Origin of the sequence: Variovorax ginsengisoli (assembly GCF_030486595.1) — a bacterium.
GTDB lineage: Bacteria > Pseudomonadota > Gammaproteobacteria > Burkholderiales > Burkholderiaceae_C > Variovorax > Variovorax ginsengisoli_B.
The window spans coordinates 58,498-83,006 of sequence record NZ_JAUJZH010000001.1; the positions used below are offsets into that span (position 1 = coordinate 58,498).

Here is a 24,509-nt window from a genome sequence, read left to right on the forward strand (position 1 = left end):
CGACTAGTCCAGACGCTTGACGCCGGCCCACTGATCGCGCGCATCGAGCGCAGGGAAGACCCCTGTGAGCTTCTTGCTCGCCGTGTCGACGGTTTCCTCGTCGAACAGCACCAGGGTCGGCAGGTCCTCGTTGAGAATCGCCTGCAGCTCCTTGTAGAGCTTGGCGCGGGCCTCGCGGTCGGTGGCGGTCGCGGCCCGGGCGAGCAGATCGTCGACCTTCGGATTCGAATAGCCGCTGGCGTTGGTGTTGGGCGCGGTCCCGGTGTAGCTGTTGTACAGGCGGGTGTAGCCGATGGCCGGGTCGCCGGCCGAGAAGTACGAGCCGAGCATCATGTCGTAGTCGCGCTTGGCGAACACGCGGTCGTAGTACACCGAGCGCTCGAGCGGTTCTAGCTTCACCTCGATGCCGATCTGGCGCAGGTTGTCCTGGATGATCTGCGACTGCGCGCGCATCTGCGCGCGGCTGACGTCGAAGGGCATGCGCAAGGTCGTGCCACCGGGCTTGGCGCCGGCCTTCTCGAACAGCGCCTTGGCGCGCGCCGGGTCGAGCGGGTACTTCTTCGCGTAGCTCACCTCGTCGTTGAAGAGCCACTTGAAGCCGTCGCCGAAGGCGCCGGCGCCCGGCCGGGCGATGCCGTTCATGGCCTGCTTCACCAGCCGCTGGCGGTCGATCGCCAGCGCCGCCGCATGGCGCGCCTCGATCTTCGAGAACAGCGGCGACTGGGTGTTGAACATCAGGAAATAGATCGCAGGAATGTTCACGCCGCGGCGCGGTGCCAGGTTCTTGTCGGCCAGGATGCGCGGGACTTCGGGCTTGGGCGTGTAGAAGTCGAGCAGTTCGTCGATCTCGCCGGTCTGCAGGGCCGGCACCCGGTTGGCCGCCTGCGGAATCACCTGGAAGATGATCGATTCGAGGAAGGGCTTGTCGCCGTCCCAGTACTGGTCGTTGCGCACCAGCTTGATGCTGGCGCCGCGCTTCCATTCGCCGAACTTGAAGGGGCCGGTGCCGACCGGCTTCTGGTTCGCAGGGTTGGTGCCGATGTTGCTGCCCTCGTAGAGGTGGCGCGGCAGCATCGGCGCGTCGAACACCGTCATCTGCGACAGCAGCGGCGCGTACGGCTTCTGCAGCCGCACCACCACGGTCAGGGCATCGGGCGTGTCGACCTCGACGCCGAGGCCCTTGAACACCGGCGCCGCCCGCGGATGCAGCTTGCCCACCACCTCGAGCAGCGTGAACTTGACGTCGGCGCTGGTGAAGTCCTTGCCGTCATGCCACTTGACGCCGGGGCGCAAGGTGAAGCGGTAGGTCTTGCCGTCGGGCGAGACCGTCCAGGCGGTGGCCAGCGAGGGCTTGGGGTTGTATTGCGGGTCCAGCCACACCAGGCCTTCGAGGATCTTGGCCGAGACGTCTCCGGCCGCGAAGTCGGTGGTCGTGCCGAGGTTCAGGGTCGGCGGGTCGGCGTCGATGGCCAGCACCGCCGTGCCCTTGCCGGTGGCCGCACGGCCGTAGCGCGAGGTGGCGAGGCTGCCGGCCAGGGCCAGCGCGCCCAGGCTCAGCTGGCGGCGGGTCAGCGGGAGGGGCGAGGAATCGTGGGTGGAATCGGTCATCGTTCTGGAACAGCAATTTCGAGGCCAATGGGCCCGCCATTATTGGCGTGGAAAATGCGAGTCCACTGCAGCATCAAGGCGGCTCCGATGATTTCCGTTCCCATCCACCCAGGCATCCAGGCGTCGACCGAGGAAATGGTCGGCCTGCGCCGGCAGATCCATGCCAATCCCGAGCTGGGCTACGAAGAGTTCCAGACCAGTGACCTGGTGGCCCAGCGGCTGGCGCGCTGGGGCTATGCGGTGCACCGCGGCCTGGGCGGCACCGGCGTGGTCGGCACCCTGAGGCTCGGCCAGGGCGGCAAGCGGCTGGGCCTGCGCGCCGACATGGATGCGCTGCCGATGACCGAGACCACCGGCCTGTCCTGGGCCAGCCGGAAACCGGGTGCCATGCACGCCTGCGGTCACGACGGCCACACCGCCACCCTGCTCGCGGCGGCCCAGGTACTGGCGGCCGCGAAGGGCTTCGACGGCACGCTCAACCTGATCTTCCAGCCGGCCGAGGAAGGCCTGATGGGCGCGAAGAAGATGGTCGAAGACGGTCTCTTCGAACGCTTCCCCTGCGATGCGGTCTATGCCTATCACAACGAGCCCGGCTTTCCGGCCGGGCAGTTCGGCTTCCTGCCGGGCGTCATCTACAGCTCGTCGGACACGGTCGTCATCACCATCGAGGGCAAGGGCGGCCATGGCGCGATGCCGCACACCACCGTCGACCCGATCATGGTCGCGGCGCACTTGATCCTGGCGCTGCAGACGCTGGTGTCGCGCGAGGTCGATCCGAACGACATGGCGGTCGTCACGGTGGGCGCGATGAACGCCGGCAAGGCGCCGAACGTGATTCCGACCAGCGCCGAACTCAAGCTGTCGGTGCGCGCGCGCAGGCCCGAGGTGCGCGCCTTCCTGCGCGAGCGCATCACCGCCATGGCCCAGGGCCAGGCCGCCGTGCATGGCGCCAGCGCGGTGGTGGACTACCAATGGAAGATGCCGCCCTGCGTGAACGATACGGCGGCCACCGACTTCGCGCGCCAGGTGGCGCTGGCCTCGATGGGCGAGAAGGCGCTGATCCCGGACATGGCGCCGCTGCAGGCCAGCGACGATTTCGCCTTCATGCTGGACGCGGTGCCGGGCAGCTACTTCATCGTCGGCAACGGCGACGGCAAGCCCGGCGGCGGTCCGGGCTGCATGGTGCACAACACCGGCTACGACTTCAACGACGAGATCCTGCCGAGCACCGCGAGCTACTGGGTGTCGCTGGTGCAGGCCTACCTGCGTTGAACGCCGTCCAGGATGCATAGACTCTCACCACCATGAACCCTGAAGTCACCTACACCGTCCGCGTCGAATTCGGCGACTGCGACCCCGCCGGCATCGTCTGGTTCCCCAACTTCTTCCGCTGGATCGACGCCGCATCGCGCCACTTCTTCGCCGAGCGCGGCGTGCCGCGCTGGGAGGAAACGGCGCGCACGCTGGGCGTGATCGGCACGCCGCTGGTCGACACCCACACCCGCTTCGTCAAGAGCGCCAGCTACGGCGACACGCTGCAGATCGCGGCCGCGATCCGCGAGTGGCGCGAGAAGAGCTTCGTGCAGACCTACCGCGTGACGCGCGGCGAGGACCTGATCCTCGAATGCGAGGAGGTTCGCATCTTCGCCGCCGCCCGCGAAGGCGGCGGCATCCGGGCGGTGCCGATCCCGCCGGAGATCCGTCGGCTCTGCGAATAGGGCGGTGTCAGTCCTGGGACGCCCGGGCGACGATGCGCCGGTCGAACCAGTCGTCCATCATCGCCTTCTCGTAACGCAGCCGATCGGTGGGCGAATAGCGATTGACCGTCATGAGGTAGTTGAGGTTGGACAGCTCGTCGTCGGCGTCGGCCAGCACGCGGTCGCCGCGGGTCAGCGTGTAGTGCAGCCGCATCCGCGGCCAGGTGATGTCGCGCAGGATGCGGATGTAGGTGCCGGTCTGGAGGCGGAAGCGCCAAGGCTCGAACCAGCCGGCCAGGTCGATGTTCAGCACCTCGATGCGCAGGCTGTCGCCGGGCGGCAGGCCGCGCTCGGCCAACTGCACCAGGTGGCGCTGGACGTCGCGCATGACTTCGAGCCGCTCGGGCTCGCTGCCGTTGGGATGCGAGTAGGCGGCATCGGTGAAGCGCTCCGGATGCACGAAGACGACCGACAACGCGGGCGCGGTGGCCTGCGCGGAGGCGCCGGCCACGAGCAGCGCGGCGAGCGTGGGAACGAGCAGTCGAGGCATGGCACCTCCTGCGAGGGGTTCGGCCCCTTTGGACAAGACGGCGCCGCCCCCGGTTCCCGGCCGCTGCGTCAGCGGTTGGCCCAGAACGCGCGCTGCATCGCGATCGTCTCCTGCGCGATCTCGGTGACCGGGCCGATCAGCTCCACCGGCTTCTGGCCGTGGTCGAAGACATGGCGCGACGACACCCTCATCGTCGGGTTCTCGGCGTGGCTGCCGGTCTCCGCCAGCAACTCGGCCTCGGTCATCGCGAACACCACGCGCCCGATGTTGGCCCAGTAGGCCGTTCCGGCACACATGCAGCAGGGTTCGACCGCCGTGTAGAGCGTGCAGCCCCACAGGAATTCGGGCGTGTAGTTGGTCGCCGCCACCCGCGCCAGTGTGGACTCGGCGTGGTTGACGGTGTCGATGTTGCATTGCTCCAGCAGCACGGTCTCCTGGTCGGGGCCGACCAGCACGGCACCGAAGGGATGGTGCCCCAGCGCGACGGCGCGTAGCGCCACCTCGTTGGAGCGACGCAGGTGACGCAGCATCTGCGCGTGCGTCGGGCGCAGGCCCTGGGGCGGCAGCGGGGTTGTTCCGGACATGGTTTCGAATACTCCTGGATGACGACAGGCAGAGGCTATTACTTTTGCACGGGCAGCGCCGTTGCGGCGCGGCGACTCGCTCGACCATTTGGCAGAGGGGCGCAGCGCCCGCCAGGGAGTACAACCATCGCTCCATTCCAGCGGGAAGACCGATGGCCCAGCCGCAGCGATTTCTCGTCAAGATGCGAGCCCCCGCAGGCCAGGCCTCGGTGCAGCTGTTCGGCGCCGCCGTGCCGCTGCGCATCCGGCCGCTGTTCCAGAGTATCGGCGCCCCGACCGGGCTGGGACTGGCGGCCGGCGCCAGCTGGCACATCGTCGAGCCGGCGCTGGCGCTCGAAGCCGGCAACCCCTGGGACGTCTGCCACGCGATGGTCACCCAGGGCCTCGGCCTGGCGGGCGCCGCCCTGCCCGAGTTCGCCGAACCGGACTTCGCCCAATCCTGGATCACCGGCTCGCCCGAGGCCGAAGCCCTGGCGCTGACCGCGTCTTGCGAGCCCGTCGCCCAGAAGACCGGGAGCAGCGGCTATCCCGGCGCGGACGACCCCCTCTGGCACCAGGACGACGGCCATTCGGAGTTCGCCCGCGCGCTCGCGGACCTGACGCTGCCGCCCGCCGACCAGCGCGTACGCATCGCCCACCTGGACACCGGCTTCGATCCCGCGCACCAGAGCCGTCCGGCCCTGCTCGAGACCGCGCTGCAGCGCAACTTCGTCGACGACCAGGCGCCCGGGGACGCCACCGACACGGCCTCGGGCGTGTTCAACAACCTCGGCCACGGCACCGGCACGCTGAGCCTGCTGGCCGGGTCACCAGCCGGCGGCCTGCCCCGCCTCGGGGCGGCTCCGTTCGCCCGGGTGGTGCCGCTGCGCGTCGCCGACCGCGTGGTGCTGTTCCGCAACAGCGCGATCGCGCAGGCGCTCGACCATGTGCACGCGCTGTGCGCGACACCGGCGACCGCCGTCGATGTCGTGACGCTGAGCATGGGCGGCCTCGCGAGCAGCGCCTGGGCCGATGCGGTCAACGCGCTCTACGAGGCCGGGGTGGTGGTGGTGGCCGCGGCCGGCAACAACTTCGGCAACCTGCCGACGCACCATGTCGTCTACCCGGCGCGGTTCAACCGCGTCATCGCGGCCTGCGGCGTGATGGCCGACCACCAGCCCTACGCCGACCTGCCGGCCTCGAAGATGGCCGGCAACTACGGGCCGGCGAGCAAGATGCGCACCGCCATGGCGGCCTACACGCCGAACGTGCCGTGGGCCAAGCTCGGCTGCGGCACGGTGGTCGACCTCGACGGGGCCGGCACCTCCGCGGCCACGCCGCAGATCGCAGCCGCCGCCGCGACCTGGCTGCAAAAGAACAAGGCCGCGTGCGGCCGCTACACGCAGCCCTGGATGCGGGTCGAGGCCGTGCGCCGGGCGCTGTTCGACAGCGCCGGCGACGGCGACCCGGTCAGGTTCGGGCGCGGCTGCCTGCAGGTCGTGAAGGCGCTCGCCGTCGAGCCCGAGGCCGAAGCCGCACTGAAGGCGGAGGCGCCCGACAACGCCTCCTTCCCGCTGTTCAAGGTGCTCACCGGGCTCGGCCTGCAGGCCCAGGCCACACCGGCGCAGGCGATGCTGGAGCTGGAGGCCCTGCAGCTGTCCCAGTGCTCGGCGATCGAGCGCATCCTGCCCGAGCCCGCGGTCGACCCGCTGTCGCTCACCGGGCCCGAACGGATGGCCGTGCTGGAAGCCCTGCGCAACCATCCGCGGGCCTCGCAGGCGCTGCGGGCGGCCCTGCAGTCGCATCCCGCGCCCGACCCGGGCCTGCCGATCCCGCCGCAGCGGCTGAGCCGCATCGAGGCCCTGCACCTGCAGCACGCCCTGGCGCCGCAGCCGCCGACACCGGCCGCGCGGCGGCTGCGCATCTACGCCTACGACCCCTCGCTGGGCCGCGACCTCGACACGGTCGGCCTCAACGAGACCGTGGCCGAGGTGCGCTGGGAGGCGAAGCTGCAGCCCGGCCCGGTCGGCGAATACCTCGAGGTGGTCGACGTCGATCCGGCCAGCGGCTGCTGCTACGCCCCGGTCGATCTCGACGATCCGCGCCTCCTGGCGACCGACGGCCTGCGCCCCTCGGAGGCCAACCCGCAGTTCCACCAGCAGATGGTCTACGCGGTCGCCATGCGCACCATCGACCATTTCGAGAAAGCGCTGGGCCGGGTGGCGCTGTGGGCACCGCGGGCCGGCCCGCAGTCCGAGCGCTTCGTGCGCCGGTTGCGCATCCATCCGCATGCCCTGCGGGCCGAGAACGCCTACTACAGCCCCGAGCGCAAGGCCTTGTTGCTCGGCTACTTCGCGTCGAGCGCGGCGACCAGCGGGGCGCCGTCGGAATACGTCTTCACCGCCCTGTCGCACGACATCGTGGCCCACGAGACCACCCATGCGCTGCTCGACGGCCTGCACCGGCGCTTCCGGGAGGCGACCAACCCCGACGTGCTGGCCTTCCACGAAGCCTTCGCCGACATCGTCGCGCTGTTCCAGCATTTCTCGATGGGCGACTCGCTGCGCGAAGCGGTCGCCCGGGCCCGTGGCGACCTGTTCCAGCCGACGCTGCTGGCCAAGCTGGCGGTGCAGTTCGGCAATGCCACCGGCCACTATGGCGCGCTGCGCCAGGCGATCGGCAAGGAGGTCCGGGACGAGGCCACCGGCCAGAACGTCTGGCAGCCCGCGGCCCCGCCCGACAAGGGCGACTACCAGCGCTCGACCGAGGCCCACGCGCGCGGCGCGGTGCTGGTGTCGGCGGTCTTCGACGCCTTTCTGAAGATCTACACGCGGCGTGCGCAGGTGCCGATCCGGCTCGCCACCCATGGCTCGGAAGTGCTGCCCGAGGGCGCCCTGCCGGCTCAGCTGGTGGATGCGCTGACCGAGGTCGCGAGCAAGGTGGCGAGCCAGATCCTCGGCATGTGCATCCGTGCGCTCGACTACTGCCCGCCGGTCGACATCACTTTCGGCGACTACCTGCGGGCGCTGGTCACGGCCGACCGCGACCTGGTGCATCACGATCCGCTCGGCTACCGGGTCGCCTTCGTCTCGGCCTTCGCGGCGCGCGGCATCTACCCCGAGAACGTGCGCACGCTGTCGGTCGACACCATCGCCTGGGAGCCGCCGCCGGCACCCTTCCCGCGCCTGGAACGCAAGCTCGCCGCGTTGCAGCTGAACTGGGACCTGCAGGTCGACCGCGAAGCGGCCTGGACGGACGCGCGCGCCAACGCCGAGCTGCTGCACGGATGGCTGGTCGATCCGGAGGTGGTCGACGACGAGGAGCTCGCGGTGCTCGGCCTGCGCCGCGGCGCGCCGGCACTCGTCTCGCTCGCCGGCACGGACGGCACCGCCGTGCCCTGCACGCTGCACGGCATCGAGGTGCACTCGATCCGCCCGCTGCACCGCGTCGGCCCCGACGCCCAGCTGCTGTCGCAGCTGGTGATCGAGCTGACCCAGTCGCTGCATGCCGACGACGGCTCCGGCATGGTGTTCCGCGCCGGCGCCACCCTGCTGTTCGACATCGGCAAGGGCGCCATCGCCTACCTGGTGCGCAAGCGGGTCGACCAGCCGGCGCGGGTCTCGGCACAGCAGGCGCTGTGGGCCGACCGCCGGGCGACCCAGCCCAACAGCTATTCGGGCCTGGCGACCCACGACGCCGAGCCTTTCGCGCTGCTGCATCGCGCCCACTGAGACGGGACACACCATGGCCGCCGCCAAGAAGACCCCGACGCCGAGCAAGAAGCCGCCGCGCGCCACGGTGCGGACCTACCGCCACGGCCTCGGCGACTGCCACCTGGTGACGCTCTACGGTGCGCGGAAGGCCAAGTACCAGATCATGATCGACTGCGGCGTGATCCTCGGCACGGCGAACGCCGGCGCGGTGATGACCGAGGTGATGGACGACATCCTGGCCGCCACCGGCGGCAGCATCGACCTGCTGGTCGCGACTCACGAACACTGGGACCATGTCTCGGGTTTCGCGCAGGCCGCCGAGTCGTTCGCCAAACTCAAGGTCGGAGCGGTCTGGCTGGGCTGGACCGAGGACCCGAAGGACGCCGACGCGAAGCAGTTGCGCGGCGAGCGCGACAACGCCCTCGCGCTGCTGCGGGCCGCGGCCGTCCGGATGCAGCTCGATGGCGGCGGCGATGGCGAGCCGAACCTGCTGACGTCACTGCTGGATTTCTTCGGCGCCGCCGCACGGACCACGACCGCATCGGCGCTGGAACTGGTGCGCGCCAAGGTGGCCCGGCCGCGCTATTGCGACCCCAAGGACCTGCCGGTCGAGCTCGACGGTTTCCGCGGTCGCATCTACACGCTGGGTCCGCCGCGCGACATGAAGATGCTCAAGAAGACGCTGCCGAGCGCCAAGGCGCCCGAGACCTACGGCATGGCGCTCGCGGCGGCCGAGCGGAGCATAGGCCAGGCGCTGGCGAATCCCGAGCAACAACCGTTCTCGAATGCCTTCCGGATCCCGAGCCGGGTGGCGCAGAGCACGCCTTTCTTCCAGCAGCGCTACTGGAACGACGAGGCCTGGCGCCGCATCGATGTCGCCTGGATGGACGACGCTTCCGAACTCGCGCTGGCACTGGACAGCATGACCAACAACACCAGCCTCGTGCTGGCGATCGATCTCGACGATGTCGGCGTGCTGCTGTTCGCCGCCGACGCCCAGGTCGGCAACTGGCTCACGTGGAGCGACTGCAAATGGCGTGTCGGCGGCAAGCCGGTGACCGGCCCGGACCTGCTCGCGCGCACCGTCTACTACAAGGTCGGCCACCACGGCAGCCACAACGCGACCCTGAAGGCCGGCGGGCTCGAGCGCATGACGGCCCTCGACGTCGCGGTGATCCCGGTCGACCACGCCATGGCGCTGAAGAAGAAATGGGGCGACATCCCGCTCGACGCGCTGGTCACCGCGCTCGGCAAGGCGACCACCGAGCGGGGCTACGTGGTGCGCACGGACGAAGAGCTTTCAGCGACTGCGAAACGGCGCGGGGCGCGGATGACGCGGTTGTATGTGGAGGTGGATGTTTTTTGAGATGGCTCGGCGCTTCGAAGGGCGCCCGGCAAGCGGTGCGGGTGTGCAAGCGATCTCGGCGTCTCCAACGCCGATGCAACCCCAGCGTGTCAGCGGTGGTGGGCGGTATGCCCTGGGCCGGCCGTTGAGGCACCGCCGAGCAGCGCAGCGGTGCGCGGAAAAAGGGCCGCGCGTGTTTGAGCGAAGCGAGTTTGCGCGGACCCCGCGTACCGCGAGCAGCGCAGGGCAGCCGCGAAGCGGCCGGTGACGTCGGCCGGCCCAGGGCATACCGCCCACCGCCGACGCGCACGCCTCAGCCCCGCAGCCGACCTCACTCCTTGACCGACCCGGTCAACCCCGATACGTAGTACTCCACGAAGAACGAGTAGATGAAGGCCACCGGCAGCGAGCCCAGCAGCGCGCCGGCCATCAGCGGCCCCCACTGGTAGACGTCGCCCTGCACCAGTTCCGTGACGACACCCACCGGCAACGTCTTGATCTCCGACGACGAGACGAAGGTCAGCGCGTAGATGAACTCGTTCCACGACAGCGTGAAGGCGAAGATGCCGGCCGAGATCAGCCCCGGCACCGCGAGCGGCAGCACGATCTTGACCAGGATCTGCCAACGATTGGCGCCGTCGATCAGCGCGCACTCCTCGAGCTCGGCCGGGATCGACCGGAAGTAGCCCATCAGGAGCCAGGTGCAGAAGGGGATCAGGAAAGTCGGGTAGGTCAGGACCAGCGCCCAGCGGGTGTCGAACAGCCCGAGGTTGAAGACCACGTTGGCCAGCGGAATGAACAGGATCGACGGCGGCACCAGGTAGGCCAGGAAGATCGCCAGCCCGGTCTGGCGCGCGCCCTTGAAGCGCAGCCGCTCGATCGCGTAGGCCGCCAGCACCGAAACCACCAGCGAGCCGAAAGTCGACACCACCGACACCAGCACCGTGTTCCACAGCCATTGCGGATAGGCGGTCTCGAACAGCAGCTTGTGGAAGTGCGCGAGCGTCGGCGCGATGACCCAGAACGGATTGCCCTCGCGCGACAGCAGCTCGACCTCGGGCTTCACTGCCGTGATCGCCATCCAGTAGAACGGAAACAGCAGCACGATCAGGAACACCACCAGCGGCAGGTACACCGTGACCGCCTTGCGCGGCAAGGTATCGAGGTAGCTCATGCCGACGACGTCGATCTGGCCGGATTTGCTCATTTTTGCCAGGCCCGTCTTTGAAGGCCGAAGTAGCTGAACATGATGCAGCCCAGCAGGAAGGGCACCATCGCGATCGCGATCGCCGCGCCCTCGCCCAGCGCGCCGCCCGAGATCGCGCGCTGGAACGACAGCGTCGCCATCAGGTGCGTGGCGTTCAAGGGGCCGCCGCGCGTGATCACGTAGATCAGCTGGAAGTCGGTGAAGGTGAACAGCACCGAGAAGGTCATCACCACCGCGATGATCGGCGTCAGCAGCGGCAGCGTGACGTGACGGAACTGCTGCCACGGTGTTGCGCCGTCGATCGCCGAGGCCTCGTAGTACGAAGGCGAAATGGTCTGCAGCCCGGCCAGCAGCGTGATCGCCACGAAGGGCACGCCGCGCCACACGTTGGCCGCGATCACCGCGAGCCGTGCATTCCACGGATCGCCGAGAAAGTCGATGTAATGATCGATCAACCCCAGCTTCATGAGCCCCCAGCTGATGATCGAGAACTGCGAGTCGTAGATCCACCAGAAGGCGATCGCCGACAGCGCGGTCGGCACGATGTAGGGCAGCAGGATCACGGCCCGGAAAAAGGTCTTGAAGCGGATGTTCTTGTTCAGCAGCACCGCCAGCCACAGGCCCAGCAGGAACTTGAACACGCTCGCCACCACCGTGTAGAAGAGCGTGTTGAAGAGCGCCAGCCGGGTGACCGCATCGCCCCACAGGAAGATGTAGTTCTCGAGCCCGATCCACTCGCCCGGCCGGCCCACCTTGGCGTCGGTGAAGCCGAGCCAGGTGCCCAGGCCGAGCGGATAGGTCAGGAACAGCAGCAGCAGCACCGCCGCCGGCAACATGAACATGAAGCCGAGGGCGTTGCGGCTGTTCTGGAACCTGGCCAGTCGCGTGGTCATGGGCAGCGTCTTCAGACCTTGTAGTAGCGCTCGGCGCGTTTCTGGGCACGCTCTGCCGCTTCCTTCGGCGACTTCGACCCGCTGGCCGCCTCGGCCACCATGTTCGGGATGATGAAGTCGGCCGCCGCGCCGGCCGATGCGTAGCCCAGCTTGCCCTCGTAGCCGGCGGGCCGCAGGTTCTTGACCGAATCGCGGTAGGGTGTGTTCTTCGGATCGGAGGTCCAGATCGGATTGGCCTCGTAGGCCTTCAGCGGCTGCGCCACGTAGCCGCCTGCGCCCTGCAGCCAGTCGTCGAACTGCGGCCGCTCCATCATGAAGCGCAGGAACTCCTTCGAGGCCTGCGGGTACTTGGTGTACTTCATGATCATCTGGTTGAAGAACAGGTGCGACTCGGTCGGCACCCCCACCGGCCCGACCGGGAACACCGCGTGGTTGATGTCCGACGCCATCTCCTTGACCTTCGGATCGGGTGAGTTCTTGGCCGCGTAGTAGATCGAGATGCCGTTGTTCGTGACGCTGATCTGGCCGTCGAGAAAGGCCTTGTTGTTGTTCGGATCGAGCCACGACAGGGTGCCCGGGATGAAGTTGGCGTAGAGCTCCTTGGCATACTCCAGCGCCTTCAGCGTCTCGGGGCTGTCGAGGACCACCTTGTTGTTCTTGTCGACCAGCTTGCCGCCGAAAGACCAGATCAGCCAGTTGGTCCAGGTGCTGTCGCCGGTCGCGTTGCCCAGCGCCATGCCGCCCGGCGTGCCCTTCTCCTTCAGCGCCTTGTAGAGCTTGAGGAAGTCCTCGTTGTTGGTCGGGAACTTGTCGAAGCCGGCCGCCTTGACCATGCTCTCGCGGTAGACGATGAGCGAGCCCGAGGCCCCGAGCGGCAGCCCGATCCACTTCTTGCCGTCGGGCCGCATGAAGAGCTCGCCCGCGGGGTACCAGCCGCCGTATTTCTTGCCCAGGTATTCCGCCAGGTCGGTGACGTCGAGCAGCTTGTCCGGATAGAGGTTGGCGTCGTCGTTGGTCGACAGGATGATGTCCGGCCCGGCGCCGGTGTTGGCCGCCACCGCAGCCTTGGGCCGCACGTCTTCCCAGCCCTCGTTGTCGACCCGCACCTCGATGCCGGTGGCCTCGCTGAAGCGCTTGACGTTGGCCATGTAGGCGTCGATGTCTCCCTGCACGAAGCGGCTCCAGCGCAGCACCCGCAGCTTGGCGCCCTTCTCGGGCTTGAAGGCCAGGGTCTGCGCATTCGCGAGCGACGAGAAGATCGCGGTGCCGACGCCGAGCGAGGCTGCGGCCGCGAGGCCGGCCGAACTCTTCAGAATCTTGCGGCGATTGAAATCACTCATTCATGTCTCCTGTTGTTGAACGGCCGAAAAGGGAAGCTCAGGCCACCAGCCTCTGGCCGGTAGCTGCATCGAAAAGATGGGCCCGCTGAAGATCGGGCTGCAGGTGGATGGTGGTGCCCGGCGCGAAATCGTGGCGCTCGCGAAACACCGCCGACAGTTCCACGCCTTCATGGCGGCAGGCCACGAAGGTGTCCATGCCGGTCGGCTCCATCACCGCGACGCGCGCCGGGATGCCGCCGCCGTCGGCCAAGCTCAGGTGCTCGGGCCGGGTGCCGTAGATCACGGGCTGACCGTCGACGCCGCCGGCGGCCAGCGGCGCGTCGAGCTGGGTGCCGTCGGTCAGCTCGACCCGGGCCGCGCCGGCGCCGCGGCGCAGGGTGCCGGGCAGGAAGTTCATCGACGGCGAGCCGATGAAGCCGGCCACGAACTGGTTCGCCGGATGGTCGTAGAGCTCGAGCGGGCTGCCGGTCTGCTCGATCCGGCCGTCGCGCATCACGACGATCTTGTCGCCCATGGTCATGGCCTCGATCTGGTCGTGCGTGACGTAGATCGAGGTGGTCTTCAGGCGCTGGTGCAATTCCTTGATCTCGCTGCGCATCGCCACCCGCAGCTTGGCGTCGAGGTTGGACAGCGGCTCGTCGAACAGGAACACCTGCGGATCGCGCACGATGGCCCGTCCCATCGCGACCCGCTGCCGCTGCCCGCCCGAGAGCTGGCGCGGATAGCGCTCGAGCAGCGGCGCCAGCGCCAGGATCTCGGCCGCGCGCTTGACCTTGGCCTCGATGGTCGGCTTGTCCATCTTGGCGAGCGCCAGCGCGAAGGCCATGTTCTCGCGCACCGTCATGTGCGGATAGAGCGCGTAGTTCTGGAACACCATCGCGATGTCGCGCTCCTTGGGCGGCAGGTCGTTGACCCGCTTGTCCCCGATGCGGATCTCGCCGCCGTTGATCTCCTCGAGCCCGGCGATCATGCGCAGCAAGGTCGACTTGCCGCAGCCGGACGGGCCGACCAGCACGGTGAACGAGCCGTCCTGGATGTCGATGTCCACGCCATGCAGGATGGCGACATCACCGAAATTCTTCTTGACTGACTGGATCGTGACACTGGCCATGCACTGAAGTCCTGAAAGGTCGCGAGTCGACATCGGGCCATGGAGGACTCCACGCCGCAAGCGCGCAGTATTGACATCGCGGACCGGCCGCGCATCAGGGCAAACCGTTAGGCATTAACCCGTGCAATATTTGTATGATGACCTGATAACCGCCTTTTCCTCATCCTCCGCCGTGCGGGTTTCCGCCACTCCCCAACCCCAGCCGCTGGTCGTCGACCGGCTGTCGGACCGGTTGGCGGCGCTGCTGGGCGCGCAGATCGACAGCGGCGCGCTGAAGGCCGGCGACCGGCTGCCGACCGAGCAGCAGCTGGCCACCGCCCACGGCGTCTCTCGCACCGTGGTGCGCGAGGCGGTCCACCAGCTCAAGTCCAGGGCGCTGGTGCAGTCGCGCCAGGGCTCCGGCGTGTTCGTCGCGCCGCCGCCGGTGAACCAGGCGCTGGCCTTCGACCCGGCCGTGCTGACCTCGGTGCAGGCCGTGGTGCACGTGGTCGAGGTGCGCCGCGTGCTCGAAGGCGAGATCGCCGCGCTGGCCGCCGAGCGCGCCACGCGCAGCCAGATCGCGGCACTGCGCCGCGCCCTCGCGGCCATCGACACCGCGGTGGCCGAGGGCCGCGACGGCGTGGCCGAAGACCTGGCCTTCCACCGCGTGATCGGCGAATCGACCGGCAATCCGCAGTTCCGGCTGCTGCTCGGCTTCCTCGAACAGTACCTGCGCGAAGGCATGCGCATCACGCGCGGCAACGAGGCCCGGCGGGCCGATTTCATGACCGCGGTCCAGAGCGAGCACCGCGCCATCTTCGAAGCCATCGCGGCCCACGATCCGGTGGCCGCCCGGCTGCATGCCAACGAACACCTGATCCGTGGCGAGCAGCGGCTGGTCGAAGGCGGCATCATCGATGGCCGGCGCCGCCAGGCCGCCGCCCGGGTCGCACGCGCCGCGCGCCCGGCGCCCGCACCCGATCGACAAGCAAAGCACTGAAGGAGACCGAAATGAAACTGATGATCACCGGCGGCGGGGGCTTCGTGGGGGCCCGGCTCGCCCGCGCCCTGCTCGCCCGCGGCACCCTGGACGGCCAGCGCATCGAGCGCATGGTCCTGACCGACATCGCGCCCCCGCCTGCCGACCTGCTCGCCGACGCCCGGGTCGAGGCCCGCACCGGCCCGCTGCTGACCCACACCGAGGCGCTGCGCGAGGAGCCCTTCGACGGCATCTTCCACCTGGCCTCGGCCGTGTCGGGCGAATGCGAGCTCGACTTCGACCTCGGCCTGCGCTCCAATCTGGACAGCACCCGGGCCCTGCTCGATGCGCTGCGGGCCCACGTCAACGGCGGGGGCAAGGTCGCGCGGCTGGTGTTCTCGAGTTCGGTGGCGGTGTTCGGGCCCGACCCGGCGGTGCCCCTGCCCAAGCTCGTGGCCGACGACACGCTGCCGGCGCCGCAGACCTCCTACGGCACCCAGAAGCTGATCTGCGAGCACCTCGTGGCCGACTACACCCGCAAGGGCTACGTCGACGGCCGCGCGGCGCGCCTCATGACCGTCACCGTGCGGCCCGGCCGGCCCAACGGCGCCGCCTCCTCGTTCTTCAGCGGCATCATCCGCGAGCCGCTGGCGGGGGTCGAAGCCATCTGCCCGGTCTCGCCCGAGGTGTCGCATCCCATGTCCTCGCCGACCCGCACCGTCGACGGCCTGATCGCGGTCTACGAAGCCACGCGCGAGGCTTTCTGCGGCCGTACGGCGCTCAACCTGCCGGCACTCAACGTGCGCGTGGCCGACATGCTCGACGCCCTCGAGGCGGTGGCCGGCCCGAAGGTCCGCGCGCTGGTGCGCTTCGAGCGCGACGAGCGCATCGCCGGCATCGTGGCCAACTGGCCGGGCGGCGCCAGCGCCGCACGGGCCGCGCGCCTGGGCCTGCTGCCGCACGAGAACTTTGCCGATATCGTCCGGCAATACATCGACGACTGCGCGGCGCTGCCGAACGCAGACCAGACCTTGAAGGGAATGTCCTGATGAAAAGCCCCACGAAGAAAAAGACCCCGGCCACCAAGCCGAAGCCCCTCGCGCTGCGCTCGCAGGCTTGGTTCGACAACCCGGCCAACGCCGACATGACGGCGCTCTATCTCGAGCGCACCATGAACTTCGGGCTCGGCTTCGACGAGCTGCAGTCGGGCCGGCCGATCATCGGCATCGCCCAGACCGGCTCCGACATCGCGCCCTGCAACCGCCACCACCTCGTGCTGGCCGAACGCACGCGCGAAGGCATCCGCGACGCCGGCGGCATCGCCTTCGAGTTCCCGATCCACCCGATCCAGGAGACCTGCAAACGGCCGACCGCGGCGCTCGACCGCAACCTGCAATACCTGTCGCTGGTCGAGGTGCTCTACGGCTATCCGATCGACGGCGTGGTGCTCACCACCGGCTGCGACAAGACCACCCCGGCCCAGCTGATGGCGGCCGCCACGGTCGACATCCCTGCGATCGCGCTCAACTCGGGGCCGATGCTCAACGGCTGGTACAAGGGCGACCGCACCGGTTCGGGCACCATCGTCTGGCGCGCGCGCGAGATGATGGCGGCCGGCGAGATCGGCTACCAGGAGTTCCTCAAGCTGGTCGCGTCATCGGCGCCCTCGACCGGGCACTGCAACACGATGGGCACGGCGTCGACCATGAACTCGCTGGCCGAGGCGCTCGGCATGACGCTGCCCGGCAGCGCCGCGATTCCCGCGCCCTACCGCGACCGCCAGGAGATGGCCTACATGACCGGCAAGCGCATCGTCGAGATGGTGCGCGAGAACCTGAAGCCCTCCGACATCATGACCCGCGAGGCCTTCGAGAACGCGATCGTGGTCAACTCCGCGCTCGGCGGCTCGACCAACGCGCCGGTGCACCTGGTCGCGATCGCGCGCCACATCGGCGTTGAACTCACGCCCGACGACTGGGAGAAGATCGGCTACAAGATCCCGCTGATCGTCAACCTGCAGCCCGCCGGCGAGTACCTCGGCGAGGACTACTACCGCGCCGGCGGCGTGCCCGCGGTGGTCGCCGAGCTGATCGCCAAGGGCAAGATCAAGCCGGCCCTCACGGCCAACGGCAAGACGCTGATCGAGAACTGCGAGGGCAAGTTCACCAGCGACCGCGCCGTGATCTGGCCCTATGCCAAGCCGATGAAGAAGAACGCCGGCTTCCTGAACCTCAAGGGCAACCTGTTCGACTCGGCGATCATGAAGACCAGCGTGATCACGCCCGAATTCCACGACCGCTACCTCGAGGACCCGAAGGACCCGATGGCCTTCGAGGGCACGGCCGTGGTCTTCGACGGCCCGGAGGACTACCACCACCGCATCGACGATCCGAAAATGAAGATCGGCCCGCACAGCGTGCTGTTCATGCGCGGCGTCGGCCCGGTCGGCTATCCCGGCGCGGCCGAGGTGGTCAACATGCGGGCACCGTCCTACCTGATCAAGAAGGGCATCACCGCCCTGCCCTGCATCGGCGACGGCCGGCAGTCCGGCACCTCCGGCTCGCCGTCGATCCTCAACGCCTCGCCCGAGGCCGCGACCGGCGGCGGACTGGCGCTGGTGCGCACCGGCGACCGCGTGCGCATCGACCTCAAGAAGCGCACCGCCAACATGCTGGTGTCCGACGAGGAACTCGACCGTAGGCGCGCCGAACTGGCCGCTGCCGGCGGCTACCCCTTCCCGCCGAGCCAGACGCCCTGGCAGGAGATCCAGCGCGGCATCGTCGACGAGCTGTCGCAGGGCATGGTGCTGAAGCCGGCCGTGAAGTATCAGAAGATCCACGCCACGTTCGGCATCCCTAGAGATAATCATTGACCTCCCCCAGGTTGCCCGCACTTCGTGTCGGGCGCCCACCCCCTCGCCGGGGGCAATACCAGCGGCCCGGCAAAGCCGGTTCCGCGGTATTCCTGGAAGGGAACCCGCCGCTTACTTCGAGGCGGACGGGAATCCGGTGAACATCTTGTCTAGGGCAGCCTGCAAGAGCGCATTCATCTTCGCCGGGTCGTCGTGCAAGGTGCCGCTCGCGGTGCCGCGCCACGCCGAGCGCTTGCTCTGCGCATTGACCATCTCGACCACCAGCGTGCCGACTTCGTAGGTGTCGGTGGGTGCTGCCGTGTTGGGTGCCGGCGGCCCGAAGCCGCCCCAGCCCACGTAGCCCACGCGGTTGTAGTAGGCGCCCTGGCTTTCCTTCTCGGACGACGACACGTGCGCCGACACATGGATGTAGCCATTCGGCGCCAGCTTCCAGCCCTTGGCCTGCAGCCTCGAATCGATGCCGTCGACGATGCGCTGCTGCATCAGCGGCGTTCCGCCGTCGGGCCGGGCCACCCAGCTGTAGGTGCGCACGCGCGAGAAATCGGCGCCCGGATCGACGTCGATCCTGACCGTCGGCCCGCCGACGCTCGCGCAGGCCGAGATCAGCAGCGGAAGGGCCAGTGCGGCCAGGGCAGCGAAGCGTCTGTTCATGTCGTCCAATCCCAAGCGATGTGAAAAAGCAGTTTAGCCATCAGCCGCGGCAGAACAGGAGCACCGAATTCGTGCCGCCGAAGGCGAATGAATTGCTGATGGCGGCGTGCAGGTCGGGCGCCTCGGTGTCGCCGGGCGCCACCAGGTTCAAAGCGCAGGCCGGATCGCCTGCGGCGCCGTGCATGTTCGGCGGCAGCGCGCGCCGATGCAGCGCCAGCACCGTGGCCACGGCCTCCAGCGCGCCGGCGGCACCGAGCAGGTGCCCATGCAGCGCCTTGGTGGAACTCACGCGCAGGCGGTCGAGGTCGTCGCCCCAGACTTCGGCCAGGGCTTCGCGCTCCACCACGTCGCCGATGCGGGTGGCGGTTCCATGGGCATTGCAGTAGCCGACGTCGCGGGGCTGCAGGCCGGCCAGGCGCAGTGCCTGGCGCAGCGCGCGCGCCTGGCCGGGGGCGTCCGGCTTGGTCAGGTGCGTGGCGTCGCAGCTGAGGCCCCAGCCCGCCAGCCGGGCATAGGTCCGTGCGCCGCGCCGCCGCGCCCGCTCGGCCGATTCGAGCACCAGGAAGGCGGCGCCCTCGCCGAGCGCGAAGCCGCTGCGATCGCTGGCGAAGGGCCGCACCGCGCGCGCCTCTTCGCCGGGCTTGACGCTGGCCAGGGTCTGCATCGCCTGCCAGGCGAGCACGACGCCGGGCACGATCAGCGCCTCGCTGCCGCCGGCGATCGCGACGTCGACATCGCCGCGCTGCACCGCCTTGGCCGCCTCGGCGATCGCCACCGAGGACGAGGCGCAGGCCACCGAGTAGGTCAGCACCGGGCCCTGCACGCCCTGGCGCATCGCCACGTGCGAGGCCGGCGCGTTGGGCATGAAGGCCGGGATGGTCAAGGGCGGCACGCGCCCGCCACCACGGTAGGCGGCCTCGAGCGCCGCGGCACCGCCCATGCCGCAGCCGGCGAACACGCCGATGCGCTCGGGATCGAGCGCGCCGACCGCGCCGGCATCCCGCACGGCCAGGTCGGCCGCGGCCACGGCGAGCTGGCTCACGCGGTCGACGCCTGCGAGCTGCAGCTTGGTGAACCAGCGCGATTCGTCGAAGGCGGCCCGGGCCGCGACCGCCGGCTTGGGCAGTTCCGAAAAGACCGGTTCGAGCGCCGAATCGCCGCGCAGCAGGGCATCGAACAGGTTGCCGGGATCGTCGCCGTGGGGAGCCACGACCCCCAGGCCGGTGACGGCGACTGCGTTCACGCGGTCTGCTTCGCCCTGACCTTGTCGACCACCGCGGCCAGTTGGGCCAGCGTGTCGATGTTCGGGTCGTCGTCGGGCATCGAGATGCCGAAATGGTCCTCGATCGCGAACACGAACTCAACCAGCGCCAGCGAATCGAAACCCTTCTCTCGCATCGAGGCCTCCGGGTCCAGCGCGGACGCCTCGATGCCGTACTTCTCGTGGATCAGGTCCTGCAATTCCTTCAGCGAACTCATCGTGCGGTGTCCGTCGTCATTTCTGGCCGTCTCCCTGGCAAACGGCGATGTTGTTCAAGTCGGCCCACGAGTCTCAGCTCCTCCTGGCTCGTCCGCCGAACCGGCCCGCGGGCAGTGTCGCCTCATGATATCCGCTCCAAATGGCCGGAATCGCGGCCGGGCGCGGCCGCCAGCGCAGTGACGGCAGCACGAACACGATGCCGAGCACCGCCCCCGCGACCACGTCGAGCACCACATGCTGCTTGATCGCCACGGTCGACCAGGCGATGGCGGCGAACCACAATCCGTTGACCAACCGCAGGAGCATCGGCGCACCCGCCTGGCGCAGGATGTGCTCGATCCAGATGGCGGTGTAGATCGCGATGGCCACGTGCATCGACGGGCAGGCATTGCCGGCGGCGTCGACCCCCTGCAAGATCGCGAAGCCTGGGAAATCGGTCGGCGGCATCGTGATCGGCGGGATCTGCGTCGGCCAGAAGAAGAAGGCCGCGAGGCCGGTCAGGCACAGTGCTCCAACCCAGAGCCCATACACCGCCAGCTCCCTGAACGTGAGCTGCAGGCCGGGCGCGACGCCGACGTACAGCCAGAGCGAGAAATAGGCGACCAGCGCCTGCGGCTGGAACGGGATCAGGTGGTCGAGTGCGGTCAGCGGCATCACCGCGACCGGACTCGCGGGCTGGCGCAGCAGATGGAAGTAGCCGATGAAGAACAGCCAGGTGAAGGCCGTGGTGCCGATCACCTTCAGGGCGAAGTGGCGGCGGATACGCAACCAGATCTCGACTTTCCAGCTCTCGAAGGGGCGGGGCGCCGGGCGCAGGTCGTGGGGTGGATTCATGAGGCTCGGCGTTGTCGCTGATTCTCGCATCAGCGACAACGCCGGGCGTGTCAGTCGCAACCTAAGGCATGAACACGCCCTACAGGATCAGCAGGGCCCGGAAATCGTTGACGTTGGTATGGGTCGGCCCGGTCACCAGCAGGTCCCCGATGGCGTCGAAGTAGCCGTAGGCGTCGTTGCGGTCGAGGTGGTCGGCCAGCTTGACGCCCGCCGCCTCGGCCCGGCGCAGCGTGTCGGGCGTGACGATGGCGCCGGCGTTGTCCTCGACGCCGTCGATGCCGTCGGTGTCGGCGGCCAGCGCCCAGATGCCCTCGCGGCCGGCCAGCGCGCCCGCCAGACCCATGCAGAATTCGCCCGCCCGGCCTCCGCGGCCCTTGGCCTTCCCGGGTTGCCGCGGCCGGATCGTGACCGTGGTCTCGCCGCCCGACAGGATCACGCAGGGCTTGGCGAAGGGCGCGCCACGCAGCGACACCGACCGCGCCAGCGCGCCGTGCACCTTGCCGACCTCGCGCGATTCGCCTTCGATCTCGTCGCTCAGGACATGGGCCTCGATGCCGGCCGCGCGCGCTGCCGCCGCGGCCGCCTCGAGCGATTGCTGCGGGGCCGCGATCACGTGGGTCAGGTGGCCGTTGAACACGGCATCGCCCGGCTTCGGGGTCTCGAGCGCACCGCTTTCGAGCCGGGCCCGCACCGCCGCGGGCACCTCGATCCGGTAGCGGTCGAGGATCGCCAGCGCATCGGCGCAGCGGCTCGCATCGGGCACGGTGGGGCCGCTGGCGATCACGGCCGGGTCGTCGCCCGGGACGTCGCTGATGGTCAGGGTCACGACCCTCGCCGGTGCGCAGGCGGCGGCGAGCCGGCCGCCCTTGATGCGCGAGAGGTGCTTGCGCACGCAGTTCATCTCGCCGATGTGGGCGCCCGACTCGAGCAGCTGGGTGTTGATGCGCTGCTTGTCGGCCAGCGTGAGTCCTTCGGCCGGCAGGGTCAGCAGCGAGGAGCCGCCGCCCGAGATCAGGCACAGCACCAGGTCATCGGCCGTCAGCCCCTGGGTCAGCGCGAGGATGCGCTGGGCGGCGTCGAGCCCCGCCTGGTCGGGCACCGGGTGCGCGGCTTCGACCAGTTCGATGCGCGATGCCAGCCCCGCGGGACGCGGTGGAATGTGGCCATAGCGCGTGACCACCAGCCCGGAGAGCGGAGCGTCCGCCGGCCAGAGCGCCTCGAGCGCCTGGGCCATCGAGCCGCCGGCCTTGCCAGCGCCGAGCACCAGCGTGCGCCCCTTGGGCGGTGCGGGCAGGCAGGCGCCCATGCTGGCCAGCGGCAGCGCCCGCTCGACCGACACCCGGTAGAGATGTTCGAGAAATTCACGCGGGGCCGAATGCGCGTCGGGGATCGGCCGGGGGATCGTCGGGGTCATGGTCTTGCTTGTCTCCTGCGCAAGATGCTACTTCGTGTTCGCACCGCCTTCGAACCACTTGCCTATCAGGGCCCGCTCGGCGTCGGTGATGCCGGTCGCGTTGTTCATCGGCATGATCTTGGTGACCACCACCTGCTGGTACACCGCCTGCGCATGCGCCGCGACCTGGTCGGCCGTGTCGAGGCGCACGTTCTTCATCTGCACCTGCGCGCCGTGGCACATGTAGCAGCGTTGCTCGAGCACCTTCTGCACATCGCCGAAGCTGACCTTCTGCACCGCCGCGCCGGACGCCGGTGCCGCCGCCGGCTCGGGCTTCATCCAGATGATGGTCAGGCCCAGGACCGCGATGCCGAAGAGCGCGTAAGGGATCGGGTTGCGCGCGTTGCCGAGCTTGAAGCGGTGGCGCACCACGAAGAACTGCCGGATCGCCGCGCCCCCGAGCATGATCAGCAGCAGCACGATCCAGTTGTATTTGTGGGTGTAGGTGAAGCTGTAGTGATTGCTCAGCATGGCGAACAGCACCGGCAGCGTGAAGTAGGTGTTGTGCACGCTGCGCTGCTTGCCGCGCTGGCCGTGCACCGGATCCACCGGCTTGCCTTCGCGCAGTGCCTGCACGTTCTTGCGCTGGCCGGGGATGATCCAGAAGAACACGTTGCCGCTCATTGTGGTGGCCATCATCGCGCCGACCAGCAGGAAGGCCGCCCGGCCGGCGAACCACTGGCAGGCCAGCCAGGCCGCGAAGGCGATGAAGACCGCGACCAGCACGCCGACGATGGTGTCGCCGTTCTTGCGCCGGCCGAACAGCTGGCAGATGCTGTCGTAGACCATCCAGAAGACCACGAAGAAGGCCAGCGCGACGCCGATCGCGGCGCCGGGCTGCCAGTCCATCTTGGACTTGTCGATCAGGTAGGTGCTCGCGTTCCACAGATAGGACATCGTGAACAGCGCAAAGCCCGTGAGCCAGGTCGAATAGCTCTCCCAGTACGACCAGTGCAGATGGTCGGGCAGGCGCTTGGGCGCCAGCGCGTACTTCTGCATGTTGTAGAAGCCGCCGCCGTGCACCGCCCACTGCTCGCCACCGACGCCCTTGTCGAGCGATTCCTGGTCTTCGGGCTTCTCGAGGCTGTTGTCCAGCATCACGAAGTAGAAGGACGCGCCGATCCAGGCGACGGCCGTGATGACATGGACCCAGCGCAGGAGCAGGTTGGCCCAGTCGAGGTAGTAGCTTTCCATTTGCTCTCAACCTTGTCGGCGCATGGGGGCACCGAGGTGTTCCGACCTGCTCACCACTGCGGGCGCTGTAAGCAGAGAAAGTGCCGCGAACGCAGACCCGGGGTGGAATCTCGCTCCGCTGCGGCTTGTTGTGGACCGAAGTGTATACAATTTTAGGGGCTGGCTCGTGGATTTTGCATCGCTTGGCGTGCTGGAAAACCCTGAGCGCCCCTCATGCAGCCGGGAGCGATTGCAACAATTGTGCCGCCACCGCCACCGCGATCACCTCGGGCTCCTTCCCGGTGATGCCGGGCACGCCGATCGGGCAGGTCACGCGGTCCATCTCGCCGGCGGTGAAGCCGCGCGCCTCGAGCCGGTGCCTGAAGGTCGCCCACTTGGTCTTGCTGCCGATCAGGCCGATGTAGGGCAGGTCGTCGCGCTCGCGCAGCCGCTTGAGGCAGGCGATCACGATGTCCAGGTCTTCGGCATGGCTGAAGCTCATGATCAGCACGCGCGAGCCCGGCGCCAGCTGCGCCACCGCCTGCTGCACCGGATCGGAATGCTCGGTCTCGATCTGCGCCGGCAGTTCGGCCGGGAAGACACCGTCCCGGCTGTCGATCCAGCGCACCGCGAACGGCAACGTCGCCAGCAGCCGCGCCAGCGCCGCGCCCACGTGGCCGCCACCGAACAGCGCGACCGGCGCCAGCTGCGCCAGCAGTTCGGACTGCAGCGAAGCCGCGTCGTCGGCATCGATCAGCTGGTAGGACAGGAACACCACGCCGCCGCAGCACTGGCCCAGGCTCGGGCCCAGCGGATAGCGCCGCACACCCTCGATCGGCGGGCCGCCGGCCAGCCAGGCGCGGGCCTCGTCGGTGGCCTGGAATTCGAGCTGGCCGCCGCCGATGGTGGCCGTCAGCCCGTCGGGCCAGACCGCCATCCAGGTGCCGGCCTCGCGGGGGGCTGAGCCCTGGGTCGAGGCGACGCGCACCAGCACGCCGCGCTGACGCTGCAGGCGAAGCAGCAATTCGTCGACGGCGCCGGTCATGTGGGATACCTCCGGT

21 protein-coding genes are annotated in these 24,509 nt (G+C 68.9%); 7 read left to right on the forward strand and 14 right to left on the reverse strand.

Annotated features, from left to right (window positions below; genetic code table 11):
* Positions 1-3 precede the first annotated feature (3 nt).
* Positions 4-1,608, reverse strand: coding sequence for an ABC transporter substrate-binding protein (locus QZH52_RS00275; protein WP_301802231.1), 1,605 nt, complete (start codon positions 1,606-1,608; stop codon positions 4-6).
* A gap of 87 nt (positions 1,609-1,695) precedes the next feature.
* Between QZH52_RS00275 and QZH52_RS00280 the strand changes: the two genes are divergently transcribed.
* Positions 1,696-2,880 (forward strand): M20 aminoacylase family protein, encoded by a 1,185-nt coding sequence (locus QZH52_RS00280; protein ID WP_301802233.1) that lies wholly within the window; start codon positions 1,696-1,698, stop codon positions 2,878-2,880.
* Between the two features lie 32 nt (positions 2,881-2,912).
* Complete coding sequence (locus QZH52_RS00285) at positions 2,913-3,326, forward strand: acyl-CoA thioesterase (RefSeq protein ID WP_286527789.1); 414 nt, start codon at positions 2,913-2,915, stop codon at positions 3,324-3,326.
* A 7-nt stretch (positions 3,327-3,333) separates the two neighbouring features.
* Here QZH52_RS00285 and QZH52_RS00290 read toward each other — a convergent pair whose 3' ends face one another.
* Together QZH52_RS00290 and QZH52_RS00295 are read right to left on the reverse strand one after the other, a co-directional pair.
* A complete protein-coding gene (locus tag QZH52_RS00290; protein WP_301802236.1) occupies positions 3,334-3,855 on the reverse strand; it encodes a DUF3016 domain-containing protein in 522 nt (173 codons plus the stop codon).
* A 68-nt stretch (positions 3,856-3,923) separates the two neighbouring features.
* Entirely contained in the window at positions 3,924-4,439 is a 516-nt protein-coding gene (locus tag QZH52_RS00295; protein ID WP_301802238.1) for a nucleoside deaminase, read from the reverse strand.
* 152 nt (positions 4,440-4,591) lie between these two features.
* On the opposite strand from QZH52_RS00295, the gene QZH52_RS00300 reads away from it, so the two are divergent.
* The gene (locus QZH52_RS00300; RefSeq protein WP_301802241.1) at positions 4,592-8,149 is read left to right on the forward strand and encodes a S8 family serine peptidase; all 3,558 of its coding nucleotides are present in this window, start codon (positions 4,592-4,594) and stop codon (positions 8,147-8,149) included.
* A gap of 13 nt (positions 8,150-8,162) precedes the next feature.
* Positions 8,163-9,497, forward strand: coding sequence for a ComEC/Rec2 family competence protein (locus QZH52_RS00305; protein WP_301802244.1), 1,335 nt, complete (start codon positions 8,163-8,165; stop codon positions 9,495-9,497).
* 310 nt (positions 9,498-9,807) lie between these two features.
* Here the strand turns inward: QZH52_RS00305 and QZH52_RS00310 are convergent, their stop codons facing one another.
* From QZH52_RS00310 to QZH52_RS00325, 4 genes are read right to left on the reverse strand one after another with little or no spacing between them, the layout of a single operon-like run.
* Positions 9,808-10,683, reverse strand: a complete 876-nt coding sequence (locus QZH52_RS00310; protein ID WP_436411519.1) for a carbohydrate ABC transporter permease — start codon at positions 10,681-10,683, stop codon at positions 9,808-9,810.
* Complete coding sequence (locus QZH52_RS00315; RefSeq protein WP_301802246.1) at positions 10,680-11,576, reverse strand: carbohydrate ABC transporter permease; 897 nt, start codon at positions 11,574-11,576, stop codon at positions 10,680-10,682. Before QZH52_RS00315 ends, QZH52_RS00310 begins: the two co-directional genes overlap by 4 nt.
* An 11-nt stretch (positions 11,577-11,587) precedes the next feature.
* Complete coding sequence (locus tag QZH52_RS00320) at positions 11,588-12,916, reverse strand: ABC transporter substrate-binding protein (protein ID WP_301802248.1); 1,329 nt, start codon at positions 12,914-12,916, stop codon at positions 11,588-11,590.
* Between the two features lie 37 nt (positions 12,917-12,953).
* Positions 12,954-14,027: an ABC transporter ATP-binding protein gene (locus tag QZH52_RS00325; protein WP_286536662.1), complete on the reverse strand. Its 1,074-nt coding sequence runs from the start codon at positions 14,025-14,027 to the stop codon at positions 12,954-12,956.
* A 121-nt stretch (positions 14,028-14,148) separates the two neighbouring features.
* On the opposite strand from QZH52_RS00325, the gene QZH52_RS00330 reads away from it, so the two are divergent.
* From QZH52_RS00330 to QZH52_RS00340, 3 genes are read left to right on the forward strand one after another with little or no spacing between them, the layout of a single operon-like run.
* Positions 14,149-15,006: a FadR/GntR family transcriptional regulator gene (locus QZH52_RS00330; protein ID WP_301802253.1), complete on the forward strand. Its 858-nt coding sequence runs from the start codon at positions 14,149-14,151 to the stop codon at positions 15,004-15,006.
* 11 nt (positions 15,007-15,017) lie between these two features.
* Positions 15,018-16,034, forward strand: coding sequence for a D-erythronate dehydrogenase (gene denD / locus QZH52_RS00335; RefSeq protein WP_286536664.1), 1,017 nt, complete (start codon positions 15,018-15,020; stop codon positions 16,032-16,034).
* Entirely contained in the window at positions 16,034-17,857 is a 1,824-nt protein-coding gene (locus tag QZH52_RS00340; RefSeq protein ID WP_301802255.1) for an IlvD/Edd family dehydratase, read from the forward strand. The genes denD and QZH52_RS00340 overlap by 1 nt, the downstream gene beginning before the upstream one ends.
* Before the next feature lie 111 nt (positions 17,858-17,968).
* Here QZH52_RS00340 and QZH52_RS00345 read toward each other — a convergent pair whose 3' ends face one another.
* The 7 genes from QZH52_RS00345 to xdhC all read right to left on the reverse strand — a co-directional run bounded on the left by QZH52_RS00345 (position 17,969) and on the right by xdhC (position 24,493).
* Positions 17,969-18,508 carry a DUF4136 domain-containing protein gene (locus QZH52_RS00345; protein WP_301802257.1) on the reverse strand — a complete coding sequence of 180 codons (540 nt, stop codon included), beginning with the start codon at positions 18,506-18,508 and terminating at the stop codon, positions 17,969-17,971.
* 40 nt (positions 18,509-18,548) lie between these two features.
* Complete coding sequence (locus tag QZH52_RS00350; RefSeq protein WP_301802258.1) at positions 18,549-19,751, reverse strand: beta-ketoacyl-[acyl-carrier-protein] synthase family protein; 1,203 nt, start codon at positions 19,749-19,751, stop codon at positions 18,549-18,551.
* On the reverse strand, positions 19,748-19,987 hold the full coding sequence (locus QZH52_RS00355) for an acyl carrier protein (protein WP_301802259.1): 240 nt from the start codon (positions 19,985-19,987) through the stop codon (positions 19,748-19,750). Before QZH52_RS00355 ends, QZH52_RS00350 begins: the two co-directional genes overlap by 4 nt.
* 73 nt (positions 19,988-20,060) lie before the next feature.
* Positions 20,061-20,822 carry a phosphatase PAP2 family protein gene (locus QZH52_RS00360; protein ID WP_301802262.1) on the reverse strand — a complete coding sequence of 254 codons (762 nt, stop codon included), beginning with the start codon at positions 20,820-20,822 and terminating at the stop codon, positions 20,061-20,063.
* 79 nt (positions 20,823-20,901) lie between these two features.
* Positions 20,902-22,236 (reverse strand): glycerate kinase type-2 family protein, encoded by a 1,335-nt coding sequence (locus QZH52_RS00365; protein WP_301802265.1) that lies wholly within the window; start codon positions 22,234-22,236, stop codon positions 20,902-20,904.
* A gap of 27 nt (positions 22,237-22,263) precedes the next feature.
* A complete protein-coding gene (locus QZH52_RS00370; RefSeq protein WP_301802266.1) occupies positions 22,264-23,469 on the reverse strand; it encodes a urate hydroxylase PuuD in 1,206 nt (401 codons plus the stop codon).
* A gap of 211 nt (positions 23,470-23,680) precedes the next feature.
* A complete protein-coding gene (xdhC, locus tag QZH52_RS00375) occupies positions 23,681-24,493 on the reverse strand; it encodes a xanthine dehydrogenase accessory protein XdhC (protein WP_301802268.1) in 813 nt (270 codons plus the stop codon).
* Positions 24,494-24,509 lie beyond the last annotated feature (16 nt).